The sequence below is a fragment of the Micromonospora fiedleri genome (genome assembly GCF_016774385.1).
GTDB classification, from domain to species: Bacteria; Actinomycetota; Actinomycetes; order Mycobacteriales; family Micromonosporaceae; genus Micromonospora; species Micromonospora gifhornensis.
In genome coordinates, this window is record NZ_JAETXL010000012.1 from 80,835 (window position 1) to 95,396 (window position 14,562).

The following is a 14,562-nucleotide window of genomic DNA, read 5'->3' on the forward strand; positions in this document are numbered from 1 at the left end:
ACTAGTTCGCCAGACACGCAAAGCCAACGACAAAAGCTATCCTGCTGTCTGTGGAAGCACGCGACACACCAGCCTCGGTCTCCCAGCGACTACTGTGGATGATCAAGCACTACCGGTCGGATTTCGGCGCGTTGAACTGCCCGGTCGTCTGCCGCATCGTGGGGGACCTGGACGAGCGGGCGTTGCAGGCGGCGGTCGACCATCTGGTGGTCCGGCACGAGGCGCTGCGGACCACCTTCCACGGTCGGGGAGCACGCCTCGTGCAGCGCGTACACCCTCCGCGATCACTGCCGCTGACCTGGGCCGACGTGCCGAAGGACGAGTCACCGCAGACGGCTCTGGCCCGGGAGCTCCAGACGCCGATCGACCCGGAGCAGTGGCCGGCGCGGGCCGGCGTCTGGCGGGTCGGGCCCACCGAGCACCTGTTCTGCCTCAACCTGCACCACCTGGTGACCGACGCGTGGTCCACCGGCATCCTGCTGCGTGACCTGGTCGCCTGCTACGCCGCCGCCTGCGGTGGCCCCGGCGTCGAAGCACCCACCGGCTGGCAGTCGTCCCGCTTCGCCGAGGCACAGCAGGAACTGCTGGCCTCGGACCGACTCGCCCGCTACCAGCGGTACTGGCGACGCCAGCTGGAGGGCAGCCAGATCCCCCGACTCGACGCGCTCTACCCGGCCGCGGACACCACCGACGTCGCAGCCACCGACGGCACCGAAGCAGCAGCGACCGGGACGGCGACCCAGGCGGTCCAGGCGGCCCAGGCGGTGCGGTCCGTCGCGGCGGAGCTTCCGGCGGCGACGGTGGCCGGGTTGCGGGAGCTGGCGAGGCGGGAGAAGACCACCCTGTTCACGGTGCTGCTGGCCGCCTTCCACGCCCAGCTGTACCGCCTGACCGGGCAACCGGACCTGGCGGTCGCCTCGATGTTCGCCAACCGGTCCCGACCCGAGGTACGCGACACCGTCGGCCTGCTCGCCGGCATGGTGCTGCTGCGCGCCCAGGTCGCCCGTCAACCCAGCTTCGCCGACCTGGTACGCCACGTGCACGGCGCGGTGATCAGCGCGTTCGCGTACCAGGATCTGCCCTTTCACCTGCTGCCGACGGGCCTGGTCGACACCGGCGGCGGCCGGGCCGACGACGTGATGTTCAACGTGATGTCGCCGATGCGGCATGACCTGACCGGTGGCGGCGCCCGCTTCGAGCTTGTGGTTCCCACCGAGATCGGCAGCCGTTTCCCGTTCGAGCTGGCCCTGGCCCCGGTGGGTGAGCACCGGGTGCAGGCGGTGTTGTTCCGGGCCGGCGGTTGGGCCGACCCCGCGCTCGGGCAGGACTTCCTGGCCGGTTACCTCGATGTCGCGGCGACGGTGGCGCACCGTCCGGAGGCGGCGCTGCCGAGGCCGGGACAGTGACGGGTCAGGGCAACGGTATTGACAGCGTCACAGGCATCCTGAGAACCTTCCAGCACATACTCGTAAATGCACGTGGATAGCAGGAAAGACGAGTGCGCACGGGGATGGCAGGTCAATCCGGGGCCGGTCGACCGGCCCGAGGCGGAAGGGACCGTTGATGACACTGCGACTGCACTGGTTCCTGCCATTGCACGGTGACGGCCGCGAGGTGGCCAAGAGCGCGGACGGGGTGGCCGAGGCCAGGAACATCCGGCGTGAGCCGGAGTTGAACTACCTCGGTCAGGTCGCCCAGGCCGTCGACGGCCTCGGTTTCGCCGGCGCGCTGGTGCCGACCGGTCTGTTCTGTGAGGACCCCTGGCTGGTGTCCGCAGCGTTGTCCCAGCAGACCCGCAACATGCACTTCATGATCGCCTGCCGGCCCAGTTCGCTGCCGCCGATGGTGTGCGCCCAGTCGGCCGCCACGTTCCAGCGGCTCTCGGGCAGCCGGCTGATGCTCAACATCGTCACCGGCGGGGACGCCGACGAGCAGCGGCGCTACGGCGACTGGCTCGACCACGACGAGCGGTACGCCCGCACCGAGGAGTTCCTCGACGTCTTCCACCAGGCCTGGCGCGGCGAACCCTTCGACTTCCACGGCAAGCACTACCAGATCAAGGCCGGGTTGCTGAGCCGACCGCACGACGTGCGGCCGACGATCCTGCTGGGTGGCTCGTCCGCGGCGGCGCAGCGGGTGGCCGCCGCGCACGCCGACGTCTACCTGGCCTGGGGCGAGCGTCCGGACGGGCTGACCAGCCTCACCAGCCGGGTCGGTGAACTCGCCGCCGAGCGGGGCCGCAGCATCGAGTTCGGTACCCGGTTCCACGTCATCAGCCGGGACACCGCGCAGGAGGCCTGGGCGGTGACCCGCCGGCTGCTCGACGGCATGGACGCCAGCCGCATCGCCGACGCCCAGCGACGGTTCCGCCGCACCGAGTCGGAGGGGCAACGCCGGATGGCCGCCCTGCACGGCGGGCGTACCGACGACCTGGAGGTGTATCCGAACGTGTGGGCGGGTTACGGCCTGGTCCGCCCGGGTGCCGGTGCCGCACTGGTCGGCAGCCACGAGCAGGTGGCCGAGCGGATCGCGGAGTACCACGCGCTGGGCATGAACCATCTCATCCTCTCCGGGCAGCCCCACCTGGAGGAGGCGTACAACTTCGCCGAGGGTGTGCTGCCGCTGCTGCGGCGCCAGGGGCTGCTCGGGCAGGAGGCGTCGTGACGGACCGCGGTTCCCTTGTGGAGACGACACTGTTGCTGGGCAGTCCCCGCGCGGGCTCCCGGACCAGCGGTATCGCCCTGCGGCTGATGGAGGAGCTGGCGCTCGCCCTCGGCACCGAGGGCGTGGAGACCGCCGGACCGGACATCGTCGACCTCGCCGACATCGGCGCCGCGCTGCCGCAGCGGGCCAGCCGCAGCGTGCCGTTGGGGCCGGAGATCGAACGGGCGCTGGACCTGGTGCGCCGTCCCGGCCTGCTGGTGGTGGTCAGCCCCACCTTCAAGGGCACCTACACCGGCCTGTTGAAGCTGTTCCTGGACATGCTTCCGATGGACGGGCTGGCCGACTGCGTCGCCGTCGGCGCGATGACCGCCGGCTGGGCCAAGCACCGCGGCGCCGGGGACCAGTACCTGCGCCCGCTGCTCACCGAACTCGGCGCGATTGCACCGGTGCCGTGCCTGTCGATCCTCGAAGACGAGTTCGAGGACGTGCCAGAGGTCGTCGCGACGTGGTCGCGCCGCTGGGCGCCCACGCTCGGGGCGGTGGTACGCCATCAGCGCCACTGCTTCTCCGCCCCCCGTGTCCCCCCGCTGACCGGCGCTCGGGCCTCCTGAGCGACCCATCCCACCGTCACGCCAGCAGCACAGAGGAGATCGACCATGACCGAGCAGACCGCTCCCGCCCGCCGTACCGAGGAGGAGATCCGCGCTACCGTGGCGGCGGTCATCTCCGACATGGCGCCGAAGGACGGCGTCGAAGTGACGGCGGAGTCCCACCTCATCAAGGACCTGGGCTACCACTCGCTGGCCCTGATGGAGGTGGCGTTCGCCATCGAGGACGAGTTCGACCTCGACCCCATCGACGAGGACACCGCCCGCAAGATCACCACGGTCGGCGCCGTGCAGGACCTGGTGGTCCAGCGCCTCGCGGAGCGTGACGGCGCCTGAGTACGGATCCGGGTCCGGGGGCTACCCGGACCCGTTTTCGTGCGCCCGCACCGACCCGCGCGGGCCGGTCAACTCGTGAGCCCGTCAGCCCATGAGCCCGTCAGCCGGTCAGCCGGTAGAGCCGGTGGAAGCGGTCGTTGACGGCCAGGATCGTCATGCCCGAGAAGCCGGCCTGCACCGCCAGCTCGCGCACCTTTCCGGGACGCAACACCGTGCCGGTGCCCGTCGAGTCCGTCCCGGTGAGACTCGCCGGCAGGCAGTGCAGCACGCTCGTGCCGTACTGGAACCGCTCGACGTCGTCGCCCGGTGCGGTGAAGGCCGGCGCGACCTTCGCGTCCATCAGCAGCACTGCGCCGTCGGCGGCACGCAACTGCCGGCACGCCTGGAGCACGGCGACCGGTTGGGACACCTCGTGCAGCGCGTCGAAGAGGCACACCAGGTCGTACTCGCCCGCCAGCTGCGGGTCGGCGGCGTCGCGACAGGCGAAGCGGACCCGGTCGGCGACGCCCGCCTCGGCGGCGTTCCGCTCGGCCTGCCGCAGGGCCGCCCCGTCGAGGTCCAGGCCGGTCACTTCGGCCTGCGGGTACGCCCGCGCCAACGCGATGCTCGACCAGCCGGTCCCGCAGGCGACGTCGGCGATGCGCCGCCCGGGAGCGTCGAGGCGGGCGTGCACGTCGGGCAGCTGCTGGGCGATCCAGCCGGCGAGCTGGTGGGCGAAGAGGGCCCGGTTGGCGCCCGAGTGCCCGTCCCGCCAGTCCACGCCGAACACGTCGTCGGGCACGCCCGCACCGCTGCGGTAGGCCGCCACCAGCTCCGGCAGGGCGGCGGCGATGCCACCGAGCGGGAGTACGGCGAGGGAAGCCAGCGACATCGGGTCGTCCGACACCGTCAGGACGGCGGCGTGCCCGGCGGGAAGCCGGTACGCGCGGTGTTCGGCCGGCAGGCGTACGTCATCGGTTTCGACGATGCCGCAGACGGCCTGGTGCTCCAGCCATTCCCGGGCGTACCGGGGGGCGACGCCGGCGGCCCGGGCCAGCTCGTCGGGGCGCATCGGTCCCGGTGCGGCCGCCAGCGCCTCGTACAACCCGAGCTTGACCCCCAGGTACGCCGACAGCAGCTCCTGCGTGGCGAGAAGAGACTTCCACATTCTCATCGCGAACACGTGTGTCTGCGCGTCAGACGCCGTCATGAGACACCTCCCCGGGGCAGCCCAACTGTGCTTGCAGAGTGTTTACCCACAACACTCACTTGCCTGTTGCACGATACATGTAGACAGTAGGATGGTCATCGGTCGTTTCCGAGCCGCCTGTGGTGTTGCAGCAGGCGCGGCCCGGCACTCGGACCGGCACGCCAGACCGGAGGGCGAGGATCGGCATGACGACTCTGCAACTGGTCCGTGATCTCCTTCCGGAGATCGCCAAGAACGCTGACGAGGTCGAGCGGGGCCGGGGCCTCCCGGAGCATCTGCTCGACGGACTGCGGGCCGCAGGCTGCCTGCGCATGCTCGCCCCCGTGGCGTACGGCGGCACCGGCCTGAACGTGCCGGAGACGCTGCGCGTCGTCGAGACGCTGGGTACGGCGGACGCCTCGGTGGCCTGGCTGGTCGGCCAGGTCGCGCTCTCCCAGCTCATCATCGGCTGCGCGCCGAAGGAGACCGTCGCGGAGATCTTCGCCGACGGTCCGGACGTCTACGCCGCCGGCGCGGTGGCGCCCAAGGGCCGGGCCACCGAGGTGGACGGGGGATGGCGGATCTCCGGCCAGTGGCCGTTCGTCACCGGCTGCGAACGCGCCGCCTGGGTCTACCTCAACTGCGTCCTGGTACGCGGTCGCACGGTCGCCCTGGCCGAGGGCCGGCCCGCCACCCGGATCATGCTGCTGCCCGCTGCCGACGTCACAGTGGTCGACACCTGGCACACCCTGGGCCTGCGCGGCACGGGCAGCCACGACCTGGCCGTCTCCGGCCGCTACTGCCCCGCCGAGCGGGCCGTGGAGCTGGTGCCCGGATCGGCGGAGGCGGCCCGGGCGGCGATGAGCATCGCGCAGTCCAGCCTCATCATCGCGGCGGCGGCGCTGGGCATCGCCGAGGCGGCCCTACGGGACGTCGTCGAGCTGGCGGCGGGTGGCAAGCGACCGGCGCTGAGCGCGACCCGGCTGGCCTCCTCCACCGCCTTCCAGGAGCGGCTGGGCGAGGCTCGGATGGTGGTGCAGGCAGGTCGGGCGCTGCTCTACGACCAGGCCGGCGACGAGTGGGGCGGGTTCTCGGGTCCGGATGCGGCGCTGCGGCGAGCGCAGGTCCGCGCCGCGTCCGCGCAGGCGACCGCGTTGGCGGTCCGGGCGACCGACGCGGCCTTCGAACTGGCCGGCGGGACGGCGGTGTACGACTCGTCTCCCCTGTCCCGACGACTGCGCGACGCCAACACCGCGCGACAGCACTTCGTGGCCAGCCGCAACTCGTACACGGCCTTCGGTGCGCACCTGGTCGGCGAGGGCGGTGACGGCGGCCCACTGTGACCGGCGGGCCCCGATGTCACTTCGCGCTGGGGATGACACCCTTGCGTCGCAGCCGGGTGATCCACCCCTGAGCGGTGTGGGTGGGCACACCGTAGTGTTTGGCGACACCGGTGACGGTGCGGTTCTTGAGGTAGATGTCCTTCAGCTCGCTCGGGTCCGGCATACGCCGGTAGGCGCGGTCCGACTTCGCCACCCGGCTCGGCGTCACGGCGCGGTAGGGCCGGGCCGCGTCCGAGCTTTCGGTGGTTGCCGCGGCGGCCGCCGGACGCTTCGCGGCGAATGCCTGCATGAGCAGGTCCAGGTCGACCTGGAGCAGGTCGGCGGCACCGAGTTTGACGTCTTCCGCGACGCGGACGGTCAACTCCTTGATGTAGACCTGGCCGTCCTCGGCGAACACGCGCATGGTGGTGCGCGAGGACTCTTCTCCCGCGTCTTTCTCACCGAGCACCGGTGTGATCGTGACGATGTATTGAGCCATTGTCTCTGCCCTTCTTCCTACCGACAGCCGGTGCCCGCGAGACGCCAGGACACAATCTCATACGTTGCGTAGATTTGGCTGGCCCTTCCGGACGCATCCAGCAGACCCTCGATACCCCTGAGTGACGTCAGCATAACGGAAAGCCACCCTGCGGTATACCATCGACGCCCATGGTTGCCGAAAGACCACTTCGCGTATTAAACAAACGCGAGAAGAGCACCTCGAAGCCTCCTGGTGTTAGCAAGATCACCTGTGGGCGGTGGGTGCTCAGACCGGTATCCACACGTTCTTCGGCCGGAGGAACTCGCGCAGACCGGCAAGGCCGCCGATACGCGCGGAACCACTCTGTTTCACCCCGCCGAACGGTGCCGACGGCATCAGACCCGGTGCGCCGTTGACCCACACACTGCCGGCGGCGACCGCCCGGCTGACCCGGTGAGCCCGGCGCAGGTCGTTGGTGTGCAGGTACGCCCCAAGGCCGTATCGGGTGGCGTTGGCCAACTCCACCGCCTCGTCCTCGGTGTCGAAGCTCGACACCGCCAGCACCGGGCCGAAGATCTCCTCCTGCACGAGTTCGGTGTCGCGGTCGGCGTCGACGAAGACAGTGGGTTCGACGAAGAAGCCGTCGGCGAGGTCGCCACCGCAACGACCACCGCCCACCAGCAGCTGCGCGCCGGCCGCACGGGCCCGTTCGATCACCCCGATGATCCGGTCGCACGCCTGCCCGGAGACCACCGGACCCATCACGGTGCTCTCGTCGGCTGGGTCGCCCACCCGCACCCGGCGCAGTCGTGCGGTCAACGTCTGGAGCACCTGGTCCCGGACCGCGGAGTGGACCAGCAGGCGGGTGCCGTTCGCGCAGCCCTGCCCCGACAGGGCCACCACTCCGCTCATCGCGTACCGGGCCGCCGACCGCAGGTCGGCGTCGTCGAAGATGAGGTGCGGGGACTTGCCACCCAGTTCCAACGCCACCGGTGTCAGGTTCCGGGCCGCCTCGGCGAGCACCTGCCGACCGGTCGCCCCGCTGCCGGTGAAATGGACCTTGTCGACGCCGGGGTGCCCGGCCAGGGCCGCGCCGGCCGACGGCCCACCGGGCACGACCACCACCACACCCTGCGGCACCCCCGCCTCCACCGCCAGCTCGGCGAAGCGCGGGCCGACGAAGGGTGCCAGCTCCGACGGCTTGACCACGACGGCGTTGCCGGCCGCGAGCGCCGGACCGAGCAGTTGCGCCATCGACATCAGCGAGCCGTTCCACGGGATGATCCCGGCCACCACGCCGTACGGCTCGTCGAGGGTGTAGTCCAGGCTGCGCCCGGGCCAGGTGGGCAGCACCTCGCCGCCGATCTTGTCGCACCACCCGGCGTAGTACCGCAGGTGGTCGGCCGCCAGCGCCGGTAGCCGCCGGGCGAGTTGGATCGGCAGGCCGATCTCCAGGCTCTGCAGCGCGGCGAGGGATTCGGCGTGCACCAGCAACAGGTCCGCCAGCCGCAGCAACGCGTCGCGCCGGACCTCGGCCGAGCTGTCCCGCCACCGGGGCAGGCTCTCCCGTGCCAGCGTCACGGCCCGGTCGATCTCGGCCGGGCCGGCGAGCACCACCTGCGTCGTCGGCCGCCCGGTCGCGGCGTAGACGTGGTCCGTCCGCCCGCCGGAGGAGTCCACCACCCGCTCCTCGCCGATCCACAGCGCAGGCTCGGGCAACAGGTGCGTGGGTGGCTGGCTCATTCCCATCGCGCGCTCCTCACGTCGGGGCGGGTAACCGGTCGTACGCGTCTTTTCAGAATCCCATCAAAGCCTCGTAGGAAACCAGAGGCATCTTTGATAGACACTCTCACACACCGTAGATAGCCTGTCTTGCAGCATCCGAAGCAGCAGCGGTGTCCGCGCTGGTCGTACCGCCTTCCCAGCCGGCAGAGACGCGTAAAAACGATCATGGAAGGTACGCGAATGACACCATCGAGGACGCGACCGTCCCCCAGCCCTGCGGAGACGCCTGCGGATCCACCCGCGAAGCCGGCACCGATCGCCGGCCGGGCGCGCACCATCGCCCTCGTCGCCGTTCTGGTCGGCCTGCTGCTCGACCTGCTCGACATCGTGATCGTCAACGTCGCGCTGCCGACGATCCAGGAGGAGATCGGCGCCACCAGCTCCGACATGCAGTGGATGGTGGGCGGGTACACCCTCGCCTTCGCCACCATGCTGGTGACCGGTGGCCGACTCGGCGACATCTACGGGCGCAAGAAGATCTTCATCATCGGCATGGTCGGCTTCGCCGCCGCCTCGCTCGTCGCCGGGATCGCGGCGAACCCGGAACAGCTGATCGTGGCCCGCTTCGTGCAGGGCGGCATGGGCGCGCTCATGGTCCCGCAGGTGCTGTCGATCCTCCAGGTCATGTACCCGCCGCAGGAACGGGGCCGCGCCTTCTCCGCGCTGAGCGTCGTCTTCGCCGTCGGTACGGTGGCCGGTCCCATCGTGGGTGCCCTGCTCACCGCCGTGGACATCGCAGGCCTCACCTGGCGCACGATCTTCCTGGTGAACCTGCCCATCGCTGCGGTGTGTCTCTTCATCACCGTGAAGCTGGTGCCCGAGTCCAAGGGCGAGTCGGCCCAACGACTGGACGTCAAGGGCGCCATCCTGGTGGGTCTCGGCATGCTGCTGCTGGTCTTCCCGCTCATCCAGGGACCCGAGCAGGGCTGGCCGGCGTGGACCCTGGTCAGCCTGGTCGCCTCGTTGCTGGCCTTCGCCGCACTTGTCGCGGTACAGCGCCGCCAGACGGAGTCGCCGCTGATCCCGATCTCGCTGTTCTCCCACCGCTCCTTCCGCGGTGGTCTCGCCGTCTCCCTGCTGTTCATGAGCGGCGTCATGCCGTTCTTCCTGGTCAACACCCTCTACCTGCAGTTCGGGCAGGGCTTCTCGGTGATCAAGGCCGGCTTGATCGGCGTCCTGTGGGGCTTCGCGGTTCCGCTGTTCACCGCCATCTCCGCCCGCCACATCACGCCGAAGCTCGGGCGGCTCGGCCTGCAACTCGGGTTGGTCATGCTGATCGCGGCGATGGTCATCCTGATCACCGTGATCCACCAGTTCGACACGATCACCCCCTGGGCGCTCGCCCCCGGGCTGATCCTCGGTGGCGCGGGCATGGGCATGACCTTCGCCCCGCTGCTCACCTACACGCTCAACGACGTGCCACTGGACAGCGCGGGTGCCGCCTCCGGGGTGTTCAACACCGTGCAACAGATGGGCGCCGCCATCGGCATCGCGCTGAGCAGCATGGTCTTCTTCATCGCCCTGGCCGTGCAGTCGCCCGCCGTCGGCGACGACCTCCGGAACACGGTCAAGGAGGAACTGAGCGCCCGTGGCGTACCGGTGGCGGCTGTCGACGCCGCTGCTGACAGCGCCCGCGCCTGCTTCGACGAGCGGATCAAGGCCGCCAACCCGGAAGCCGATGTGGCTGCCTGCCGCGCCGTGGCGTCGCAGTCCGGCGCGGACGTCGCGGACCGGCACGACGAGTTGCAGTTCATCGCGAACCGCACCGCCTACCAGCAGACCACCGTACGGGCACTGGTCTACCAGATCGTCGTGTTCACGCTGGCCATCGCCGCCAGCTTCCTGCTCCCCCGCCGCGTCGAGCATCAGGGCTGAGCCGCGCTCGTCCGGTGCCCGAGTCGGGTCCGCCGCCAGCCGGCGGACCCGACGGGCGTCAGGTAACCCTGTGGCAACCCTCGACGAGGGTCGAACCAGAACGCCGTCGTCGGTCGTACGGCCTCACTCCGAGGGCGTACGACCGGCGGCGGCCTTCCCGTCCCCGGCCGTCTGCGCGGCCGTCCGCTCCTTCGCCAGTCGGGCACCCGTGGCGCGACGGTCCACGGCGAGATCACCGCGGCGCTCGACCGGTACGTGGGACGTACCCATCGCCAGGCCGGTGGGCGACGGCATGTAGTCGTAGACGGCCTCGTACTCGCCGGACCGGACCACGAACGTCTCGTGCCAGACCCCGACGTCGCCGTTGTTCTTCATCCGCTTGAAGTACCGCGCCCAGACCTCCGCGTGCGGCTGCTGCGGGTCGTTGGCGAACCGCTCCAGTTGCTCGACGCTACGGAAGTAGCCGATCAGGATCGGCCCCCGGGGAGTCCAGGCGTGGTGGGCGCAGAGTGCACCGTTGTCCGGGTCGCTGAACAGCGCCATGAGGATCTTGCGCATGTCGCGGAAGTTCGGGTACCACCTGTGGATCTTCCAGTACCGGTTGATCCGCATGCCGGTGATGAAGACAGCGAAGTCACCTTCGATCTCAGCGGTCATCCGGGGCCGCTGCTTCGGCTCATTGCCCATACCGGGTCACTCCCTCGTCCGGTGCCAGCGAACAGCACACGTATGTAGGATTCCAAGAGAGCAGTAGAGACTAGGAAATACAAGCATTGACTGTGGAACACGTCAGACAACACGTGTTGCCGAGGGGGTTGCCCATGCTCGCGCCCGCACCGCGTTTCGCCCCGCCGGAGGACCGACTCACCTACCACCACAGCGAACGGTGGGTCCGTGGTCGCATCGGTGACACCGTCGTCGTGGACAGCCGCCGACCGCTGCTGGTCTGGGAACCCGGACTGCCCGTGCCGTTCTACGTCTTCCCGCTGGCCGACCTGGTCGGCGGCACCCTGCGGCCCGCCGAACAGCCACCGGAGCCCGGCAGCCGGGCCGGCAGCAGCTTCCACGACCTGACCGTCGACGGGGTCACCCTGCCCAACGCCGCCTGGACCTACCCCGGCGACGTCTTCGCGCAGACCGTGTGCCTCGCCTGGCGGGAGTGGTTCGGCCAGGGCGTCGAGCGATGGTACGAGGAAGACGAGGAAGTATTCGTACACCCACGTGACCCGTTCTCCCGCGTCGACTCGCTGCCCAGCACACGGCACGTGGTGGTGACCCACGAGGGAGTCGTGCTCGCCGACACCCGACGACCGGTGCTGCTCTTCGAGACCGGGCTGCCCACCCGCTACTACATCCCCGCCGACGACCTGGTCCAGGAGTTGCTGCTGCCGTCCGAGCACCACACCCGCTGCCCGTACAAGGGGGTCGCCTCGTACTGGTCGCTGAGGCAGGTGCCCGGAGCCGCCGGGCGGAACATCGCCTGGTACTACCCCGACCCGCTGCCCAGCGTCGCCAACATCGCCGGGTTGACCGCGTTCTATCCAGAGCGGGTGACGATCCTGGTGGACGGCGAGTCGGTCAGCCCGCCCACGCCACACCGGTAGACCACGCCGCCTCCGCCGACCGCCTCGGCAGAAATTCGGTCGATCGTGTCGAGGACCGATGCCGGCCGTTCGTCACAGGGAGGACGCAGCCTTCCATCACGAGGAGCACCCATGCAGTACGCGATGCTGATCTTCGGTGACGACCGCGAGTGGACCACGATGTCGCCGGCCGACGAGCAGGAGGTGATGACGCAGATCTCCGAGTGGTTCGAGCGGTGGCAGCCGACCGGCAAGGTCGTCACCGGCGGGGCCGAGCTGGAGCCCCGCGACACGGCAAGAACCGTTCGCGCCGGCGCGGACGGCCAGCCGGTCGTCACCGACGGCCCGTACCTGGAACTCAAGGAGGTCATCGGCGGCATCGTCCGGCTGGAGTGCGACGACATCGACGAGGCCACCCGGATCGCGACCACCTGGCCGCTGTCGCCCGGCATGAGCGCGGTGGAGGTCCGCCCGGTGATCGGCAGCTGACCGCGGCGACGCCGAAGGGCGGCTCACCGGCGCCTCAACTCACCCACCCGACGCGACATCAGCTCCCGCTCGGCCGGATTCGTCGCCAACTCCAGTGCCCGTTCGGCCGCCGTCAGCGCCTCGGCCGGGCGGTCCAGCGCGGCCAGCAGATCGGCCCGGGCCGCGTGCCACAGGTGGTAGCCGGCGAGCCGGTCACCGACCGCGTCGACCTCGGCCAACGCCGGTGCGGGGCCCAGCGCGAACCGGGTGGCCACCGCCCGGTTCAGCAGGACCACCGGCGACGGGTCCACCGCGTACAGCAGGTCGTACAAGGCCCGCACGTCGGTCCAGTCGGTGTCCGCGTACGAGGGGGCGAGGGCATGGAGCGCGGCGATGCCGGCCTGCAACTGGCCCGGCCCGGTCCGGCCCAGGCGCACCGCCGCGCGTAGCCGCAGCGCCGCCCGTTCGATCGCCGCCCTGTCCCACAACCGGCGATCCTGCTGGTCGAGCAGCACGATGCGGCCCCACGAGTCGAACCGCGCGGCGGCGCGGGCCTGGTGCAACTCCAGCAACGCCGCCAGACCGGCCACCTCCGGCTCGCCGGGCAGCAACCCGGCCAAACCGGCACGATGAACGCGGCAGCGATCTCCGCCGTGCTCAGGCCGCTGGCGGCGGACAACGTCAACAACACCTCCTCGGCCCGGTCGAGATCGCCGAGCCGACGGCTGAGCACCCCGAGCATGCCGGCCGCGTCCGTCCGCCAGATCCGCTCCACCAGTTCCGCCACGTCACCCACCCGACCAGGGTGCAACACCCGGAGTACGTCGACGTCGACGTGGCCCGACCCACCATGTGATGCAACCCCGCGAGCCGCACCTGGCGTGACTAACTCGAATCGGGGATCGGAGGCCTGAATGGGCGATCGCGACACGGCGTTCGCGGAATACTTCGCGGCGAGGTCCAGCGCGATGCGCGGCACGGCGTACCTGCTCTGCGGCGACTGGCACCGGGCGGAGGACCTGGTCCAGACCGCCTTCACCAAGCTGTACCTGGCCTGGCACCGGGTCTCCCGGCACGAGGTGCTCGACGCCTACCTACGCCAGATCATCGTCCGCACCTTCCTCGACGAGCGGCGGCGCGGCTGGTGGCGGCGGGAGCAGTTGGACGATGCCGACCCTGAGCAGCCGGCACCCATCGACGCACCGGAGAACCGGCTGGTGATGCTCCAGGCCCTGGCCGCCGTACCGCCCCGCCAGCGGGCCGTGCTGGTCCTGCGCTACTGGGAGGACCTGCCGGTCGACGAGGTCGCCCACCTACTGCGCTGCTCACCGGGGACGGTGAAGAGTCAGGCCGCCCGCGGCCTGGACACGCTGCGCGGTCTCCTGTCACCCACGTACAGCGGCACCGAGAGAGGGTAACGATGGACGGACAGCAGTTGCGCGAGGCATTGCGCGACGAGATGGCGAGCGTCTCCTCGCCACCGCCGCTGGACACGCAGACCATGCTGGGCAGCGCCCGCCGGGCCCGCAACCGGCGTCGTACCGTCCGGGCCTGCGTCGGATCGGCGGCGGTGGTGGTGGCCGTGGCCTTCTTCGGAACCTTCGCCGTCCCGGGTGCCGGCGGATGGAGCCCCGCGATGATCGGGGCGCCCTCGTCCGAGGACGACACCGCCTCCCCGTGGCCGACCGGGCCGGACGGTCTCCCCCAGCAGGATCGCACCGCCCGGGCCGGCACCAGGTACGACCGCGGCGCCGAACTTCTCGACCAGCTCCGCGCCGTCGTGCCGGCCGGCTACACCGTCCCGGAGTCCCCAGAGGGCCCGTCCCACCAGGCACAGTACGAGCAGACGGTCGACGGAGTCGAAGTGTGGAGCTACTCGTCGGAGGTCAGCCTCGCCAAGGGCGAGTGGACGGGGCACCTACTGGTCGAGGTTCACACCGCAGGCAATCAACTGCCGACCGAACCGTGCGCGCTGACCCGCCAGTTCTGGGGCATGCAGGGCGACTGCGAAGTGGTCACCGTCGCAGCCGCACAGGTGGGCGTGGTCGTCAACCCCGGCGACGACGACCGTTTCGACCAGTGGGCCGCCTTCCGGCACCCGGACGGCGTGGTGGTCTTCGTCGCGCAGGCCACCGACCACGACAGCACCCTTCAGAGCCGTACCGAGCTGCCGTTCTCCGTACCGCAACTGGCATCCCTGGCCACCAACAAACGATTCCACCTCCAATAGCCCAATCTCGTCAGAGATCTTGGTACGTACCCGCCCTTATAG

General features: G+C 70.3%; 15 protein-coding genes. 10 read left to right on the plus strand and 5 right to left on the minus strand.

What is annotated here, in order from left to right; all coding sequences use genetic code 11:
* Positions 1 to 50: 50 nt before the first annotated feature.
* The 4 genes from JMF97_RS27115 to JMF97_RS27130 all read left to right on the plus strand — a co-directional run bounded on the left by JMF97_RS27115 (position 51) and on the right by JMF97_RS27130 (position 3,608).
* Complete coding sequence (locus JMF97_RS27115) at positions 51 to 1,406, plus strand: condensation domain-containing protein (RefSeq protein WP_307817121.1); 1,356 nt, start codon at positions 51 to 53, stop codon at positions 1,404 to 1,406.
* 157 nt (positions 1,407 to 1,563) lie between these two features.
* The gene (locus JMF97_RS27120; protein WP_203224099.1) at positions 1,564 to 2,664 is read left to right on the plus strand and encodes an LLM class flavin-dependent oxidoreductase; all 1,101 of its coding nucleotides are present in this window, start codon (positions 1,564 to 1,566) and stop codon (positions 2,662 to 2,664) included.
* Complete coding sequence (locus JMF97_RS27125) at positions 2,661 to 3,275, plus strand: NADPH-dependent FMN reductase (RefSeq protein WP_203224100.1); 615 nt, start codon at positions 2,661 to 2,663, stop codon at positions 3,273 to 3,275. Before JMF97_RS27120 ends, JMF97_RS27125 begins: the two co-directional genes overlap by 4 nt.
* Positions 3,276 to 3,320: 45 nt before the next feature.
* Positions 3,321 to 3,608, plus strand: a complete 288-nt coding sequence (locus tag JMF97_RS27130) for a phosphopantetheine-binding protein (RefSeq protein WP_203224101.1) — start codon at positions 3,321 to 3,323, stop codon at positions 3,606 to 3,608.
* A gap of 100 nt (positions 3,609 to 3,708) precedes the next feature.
* Here the strand turns inward: JMF97_RS27130 and JMF97_RS27135 are convergent, their stop codons facing one another.
* Positions 3,709 to 4,797: a class I SAM-dependent methyltransferase gene (locus tag JMF97_RS27135; RefSeq protein WP_203224102.1), complete on the minus strand. Its 1,089-nt coding sequence runs from the start codon at positions 4,795 to 4,797 to the stop codon at positions 3,709 to 3,711.
* A gap of 185 nt (positions 4,798 to 4,982) precedes the next feature.
* Here JMF97_RS27135 and JMF97_RS27140 point away from each other — a divergent pair, with 185 nt between their 5' ends.
* Complete coding sequence (locus JMF97_RS27140) at positions 4,983 to 6,119, plus strand: acyl-CoA dehydrogenase family protein (RefSeq protein WP_203224103.1); 1,137 nt, start codon at positions 4,983 to 4,985, stop codon at positions 6,117 to 6,119.
* A 16-nt stretch (positions 6,120 to 6,135) separates the two neighbouring features.
* Here JMF97_RS27140 and JMF97_RS27145 read toward each other — a convergent pair whose 3' ends face one another.
* Entirely contained in the window at positions 6,136 to 6,567 is a 432-nt protein-coding gene (locus tag JMF97_RS27145; RefSeq protein ID WP_307817122.1) for a hypothetical protein, read from the minus strand.
* A gap of 297 nt (positions 6,568 to 6,864) precedes the next feature.
* Positions 6,865 to 8,328 carry an aldehyde dehydrogenase family protein gene (locus tag JMF97_RS27150; protein WP_203224105.1) on the minus strand — a complete coding sequence of 488 codons (1,464 nt, stop codon included), beginning with the start codon at positions 8,326 to 8,328 and terminating at the stop codon, positions 6,865 to 6,867.
* A gap of 216 nt (positions 8,329 to 8,544) precedes the next feature.
* Between JMF97_RS27150 and JMF97_RS27155 the strand changes: the two genes are divergently transcribed.
* Entirely contained in the window at positions 8,545 to 10,239 is a 1,695-nt protein-coding gene (locus tag JMF97_RS27155) for an MFS transporter (RefSeq protein WP_203224106.1), read from the plus strand.
* A gap of 123 nt (positions 10,240 to 10,362) precedes the next feature.
* Here JMF97_RS27155 and JMF97_RS27160 read toward each other — a convergent pair whose 3' ends face one another.
* Positions 10,363 to 10,896, minus strand: a complete 534-nt coding sequence (locus tag JMF97_RS27160; RefSeq protein WP_203224107.1) for a DUF4188 domain-containing protein — start codon at positions 10,894 to 10,896, stop codon at positions 10,363 to 10,365.
* 164 nt (positions 10,897 to 11,060) lie between these two features.
* Here JMF97_RS27160 and JMF97_RS27165 point away from each other — a divergent pair, with 164 nt between their 5' ends.
* Positions 11,061 to 11,843 (plus strand): DUF427 domain-containing protein, encoded by a 783-nt coding sequence (locus tag JMF97_RS27165; RefSeq protein ID WP_203224108.1) that lies wholly within the window; start codon positions 11,061 to 11,063, stop codon positions 11,841 to 11,843.
* Positions 11,844 to 11,954: 111 nt separating this feature from the next.
* Positions 11,955 to 12,311: a YciI family protein gene (locus tag JMF97_RS27170; protein ID WP_203224109.1), complete on the plus strand. Its 357-nt coding sequence runs from the start codon at positions 11,955 to 11,957 to the stop codon at positions 12,309 to 12,311.
* 23 nt (positions 12,312 to 12,334) lie between these two features.
* Here the strand turns inward: JMF97_RS27170 and JMF97_RS27175 are convergent, their stop codons facing one another.
* On the minus strand, positions 12,335 to 12,910 hold the full coding sequence (locus JMF97_RS27175) for a DUF6596 domain-containing protein (RefSeq protein ID WP_203224110.1): 576 nt from the start codon (positions 12,908 to 12,910) through the stop codon (positions 12,335 to 12,337).
* Between the two features lie 294 nt (positions 12,911 to 13,204).
* On the opposite strand from JMF97_RS27175, the gene JMF97_RS27180 reads away from it, so the two are divergent.
* On the plus strand, positions 13,205 to 13,708 hold the full coding sequence (locus JMF97_RS27180) for a SigE family RNA polymerase sigma factor (protein WP_203224111.1): 504 nt from the start codon (positions 13,205 to 13,207) through the stop codon (positions 13,706 to 13,708).
* Between the two features lie 2 nt (positions 13,709 to 13,710).
* Positions 13,711 to 14,520 carry a hypothetical protein gene (locus JMF97_RS27185; protein WP_203224112.1) on the plus strand — a complete coding sequence of 270 codons (810 nt, stop codon included), beginning with the start codon at positions 13,711 to 13,713 and terminating at the stop codon, positions 14,518 to 14,520.
* Positions 14,521 to 14,562: the final 42 nt, after the last annotated feature.

Bases quoted from the DNA above. Each gene is read 5' to 3' on its own strand.
- JMF97_RS27120 (WP_203224099.1), top strand. From the start codon at position 1,564: ATGACACTGCGACTGCACTGGTTCCTGCCATTGCACGGTGACGGCCGC.
- JMF97_RS27130 (WP_203224101.1), top strand. From the start codon at position 3,321: ATGACCGAGCAGACCGCTCCCGCCCGCCGTACCGAGGAGGAGATCCGC.
- JMF97_RS27135 (WP_203224102.1), bottom strand. From the start codon at position 4,797: ATGACGGCGTCTGACGCGCAGACACACGTGTTCGCGATGAGAATGTGG.
- JMF97_RS27140 (WP_203224103.1), top strand. From the start codon at position 4,983: ATGACGACTCTGCAACTGGTCCGTGATCTCCTTCCGGAGATCGCCAAG.
- JMF97_RS27150 (WP_203224105.1), bottom strand. From the start codon at position 8,328: ATGGGAATGAGCCAGCCACCCACGCACCTGTTGCCCGAGCCTGCGCTG.
- JMF97_RS27155 (WP_203224106.1), top strand. From the start codon at position 8,545: ATGACACCATCGAGGACGCGACCGTCCCCCAGCCCTGCGGAGACGCCT.
- JMF97_RS27160 (WP_203224107.1), bottom strand. From the start codon at position 10,896: ATGACCGCTGAGATCGAAGGTGACTTCGCTGTCTTCATCACCGGCATG.
- JMF97_RS27165 (WP_203224108.1), top strand. From the start codon at position 11,061: ATGCTCGCGCCCGCACCGCGTTTCGCCCCGCCGGAGGACCGACTCACC.
- JMF97_RS27170 (WP_203224109.1), top strand. From the start codon at position 11,955: ATGCAGTACGCGATGCTGATCTTCGGTGACGACCGCGAGTGGACCACG.
- JMF97_RS27180 (WP_203224111.1), top strand. From the start codon at position 13,205: ATGGGCGATCGCGACACGGCGTTCGCGGAATACTTCGCGGCGAGGTCC.
- JMF97_RS27185 (WP_203224112.1), top strand. From the start codon at position 13,711: ATGGACGGACAGCAGTTGCGCGAGGCATTGCGCGACGAGATGGCGAGC.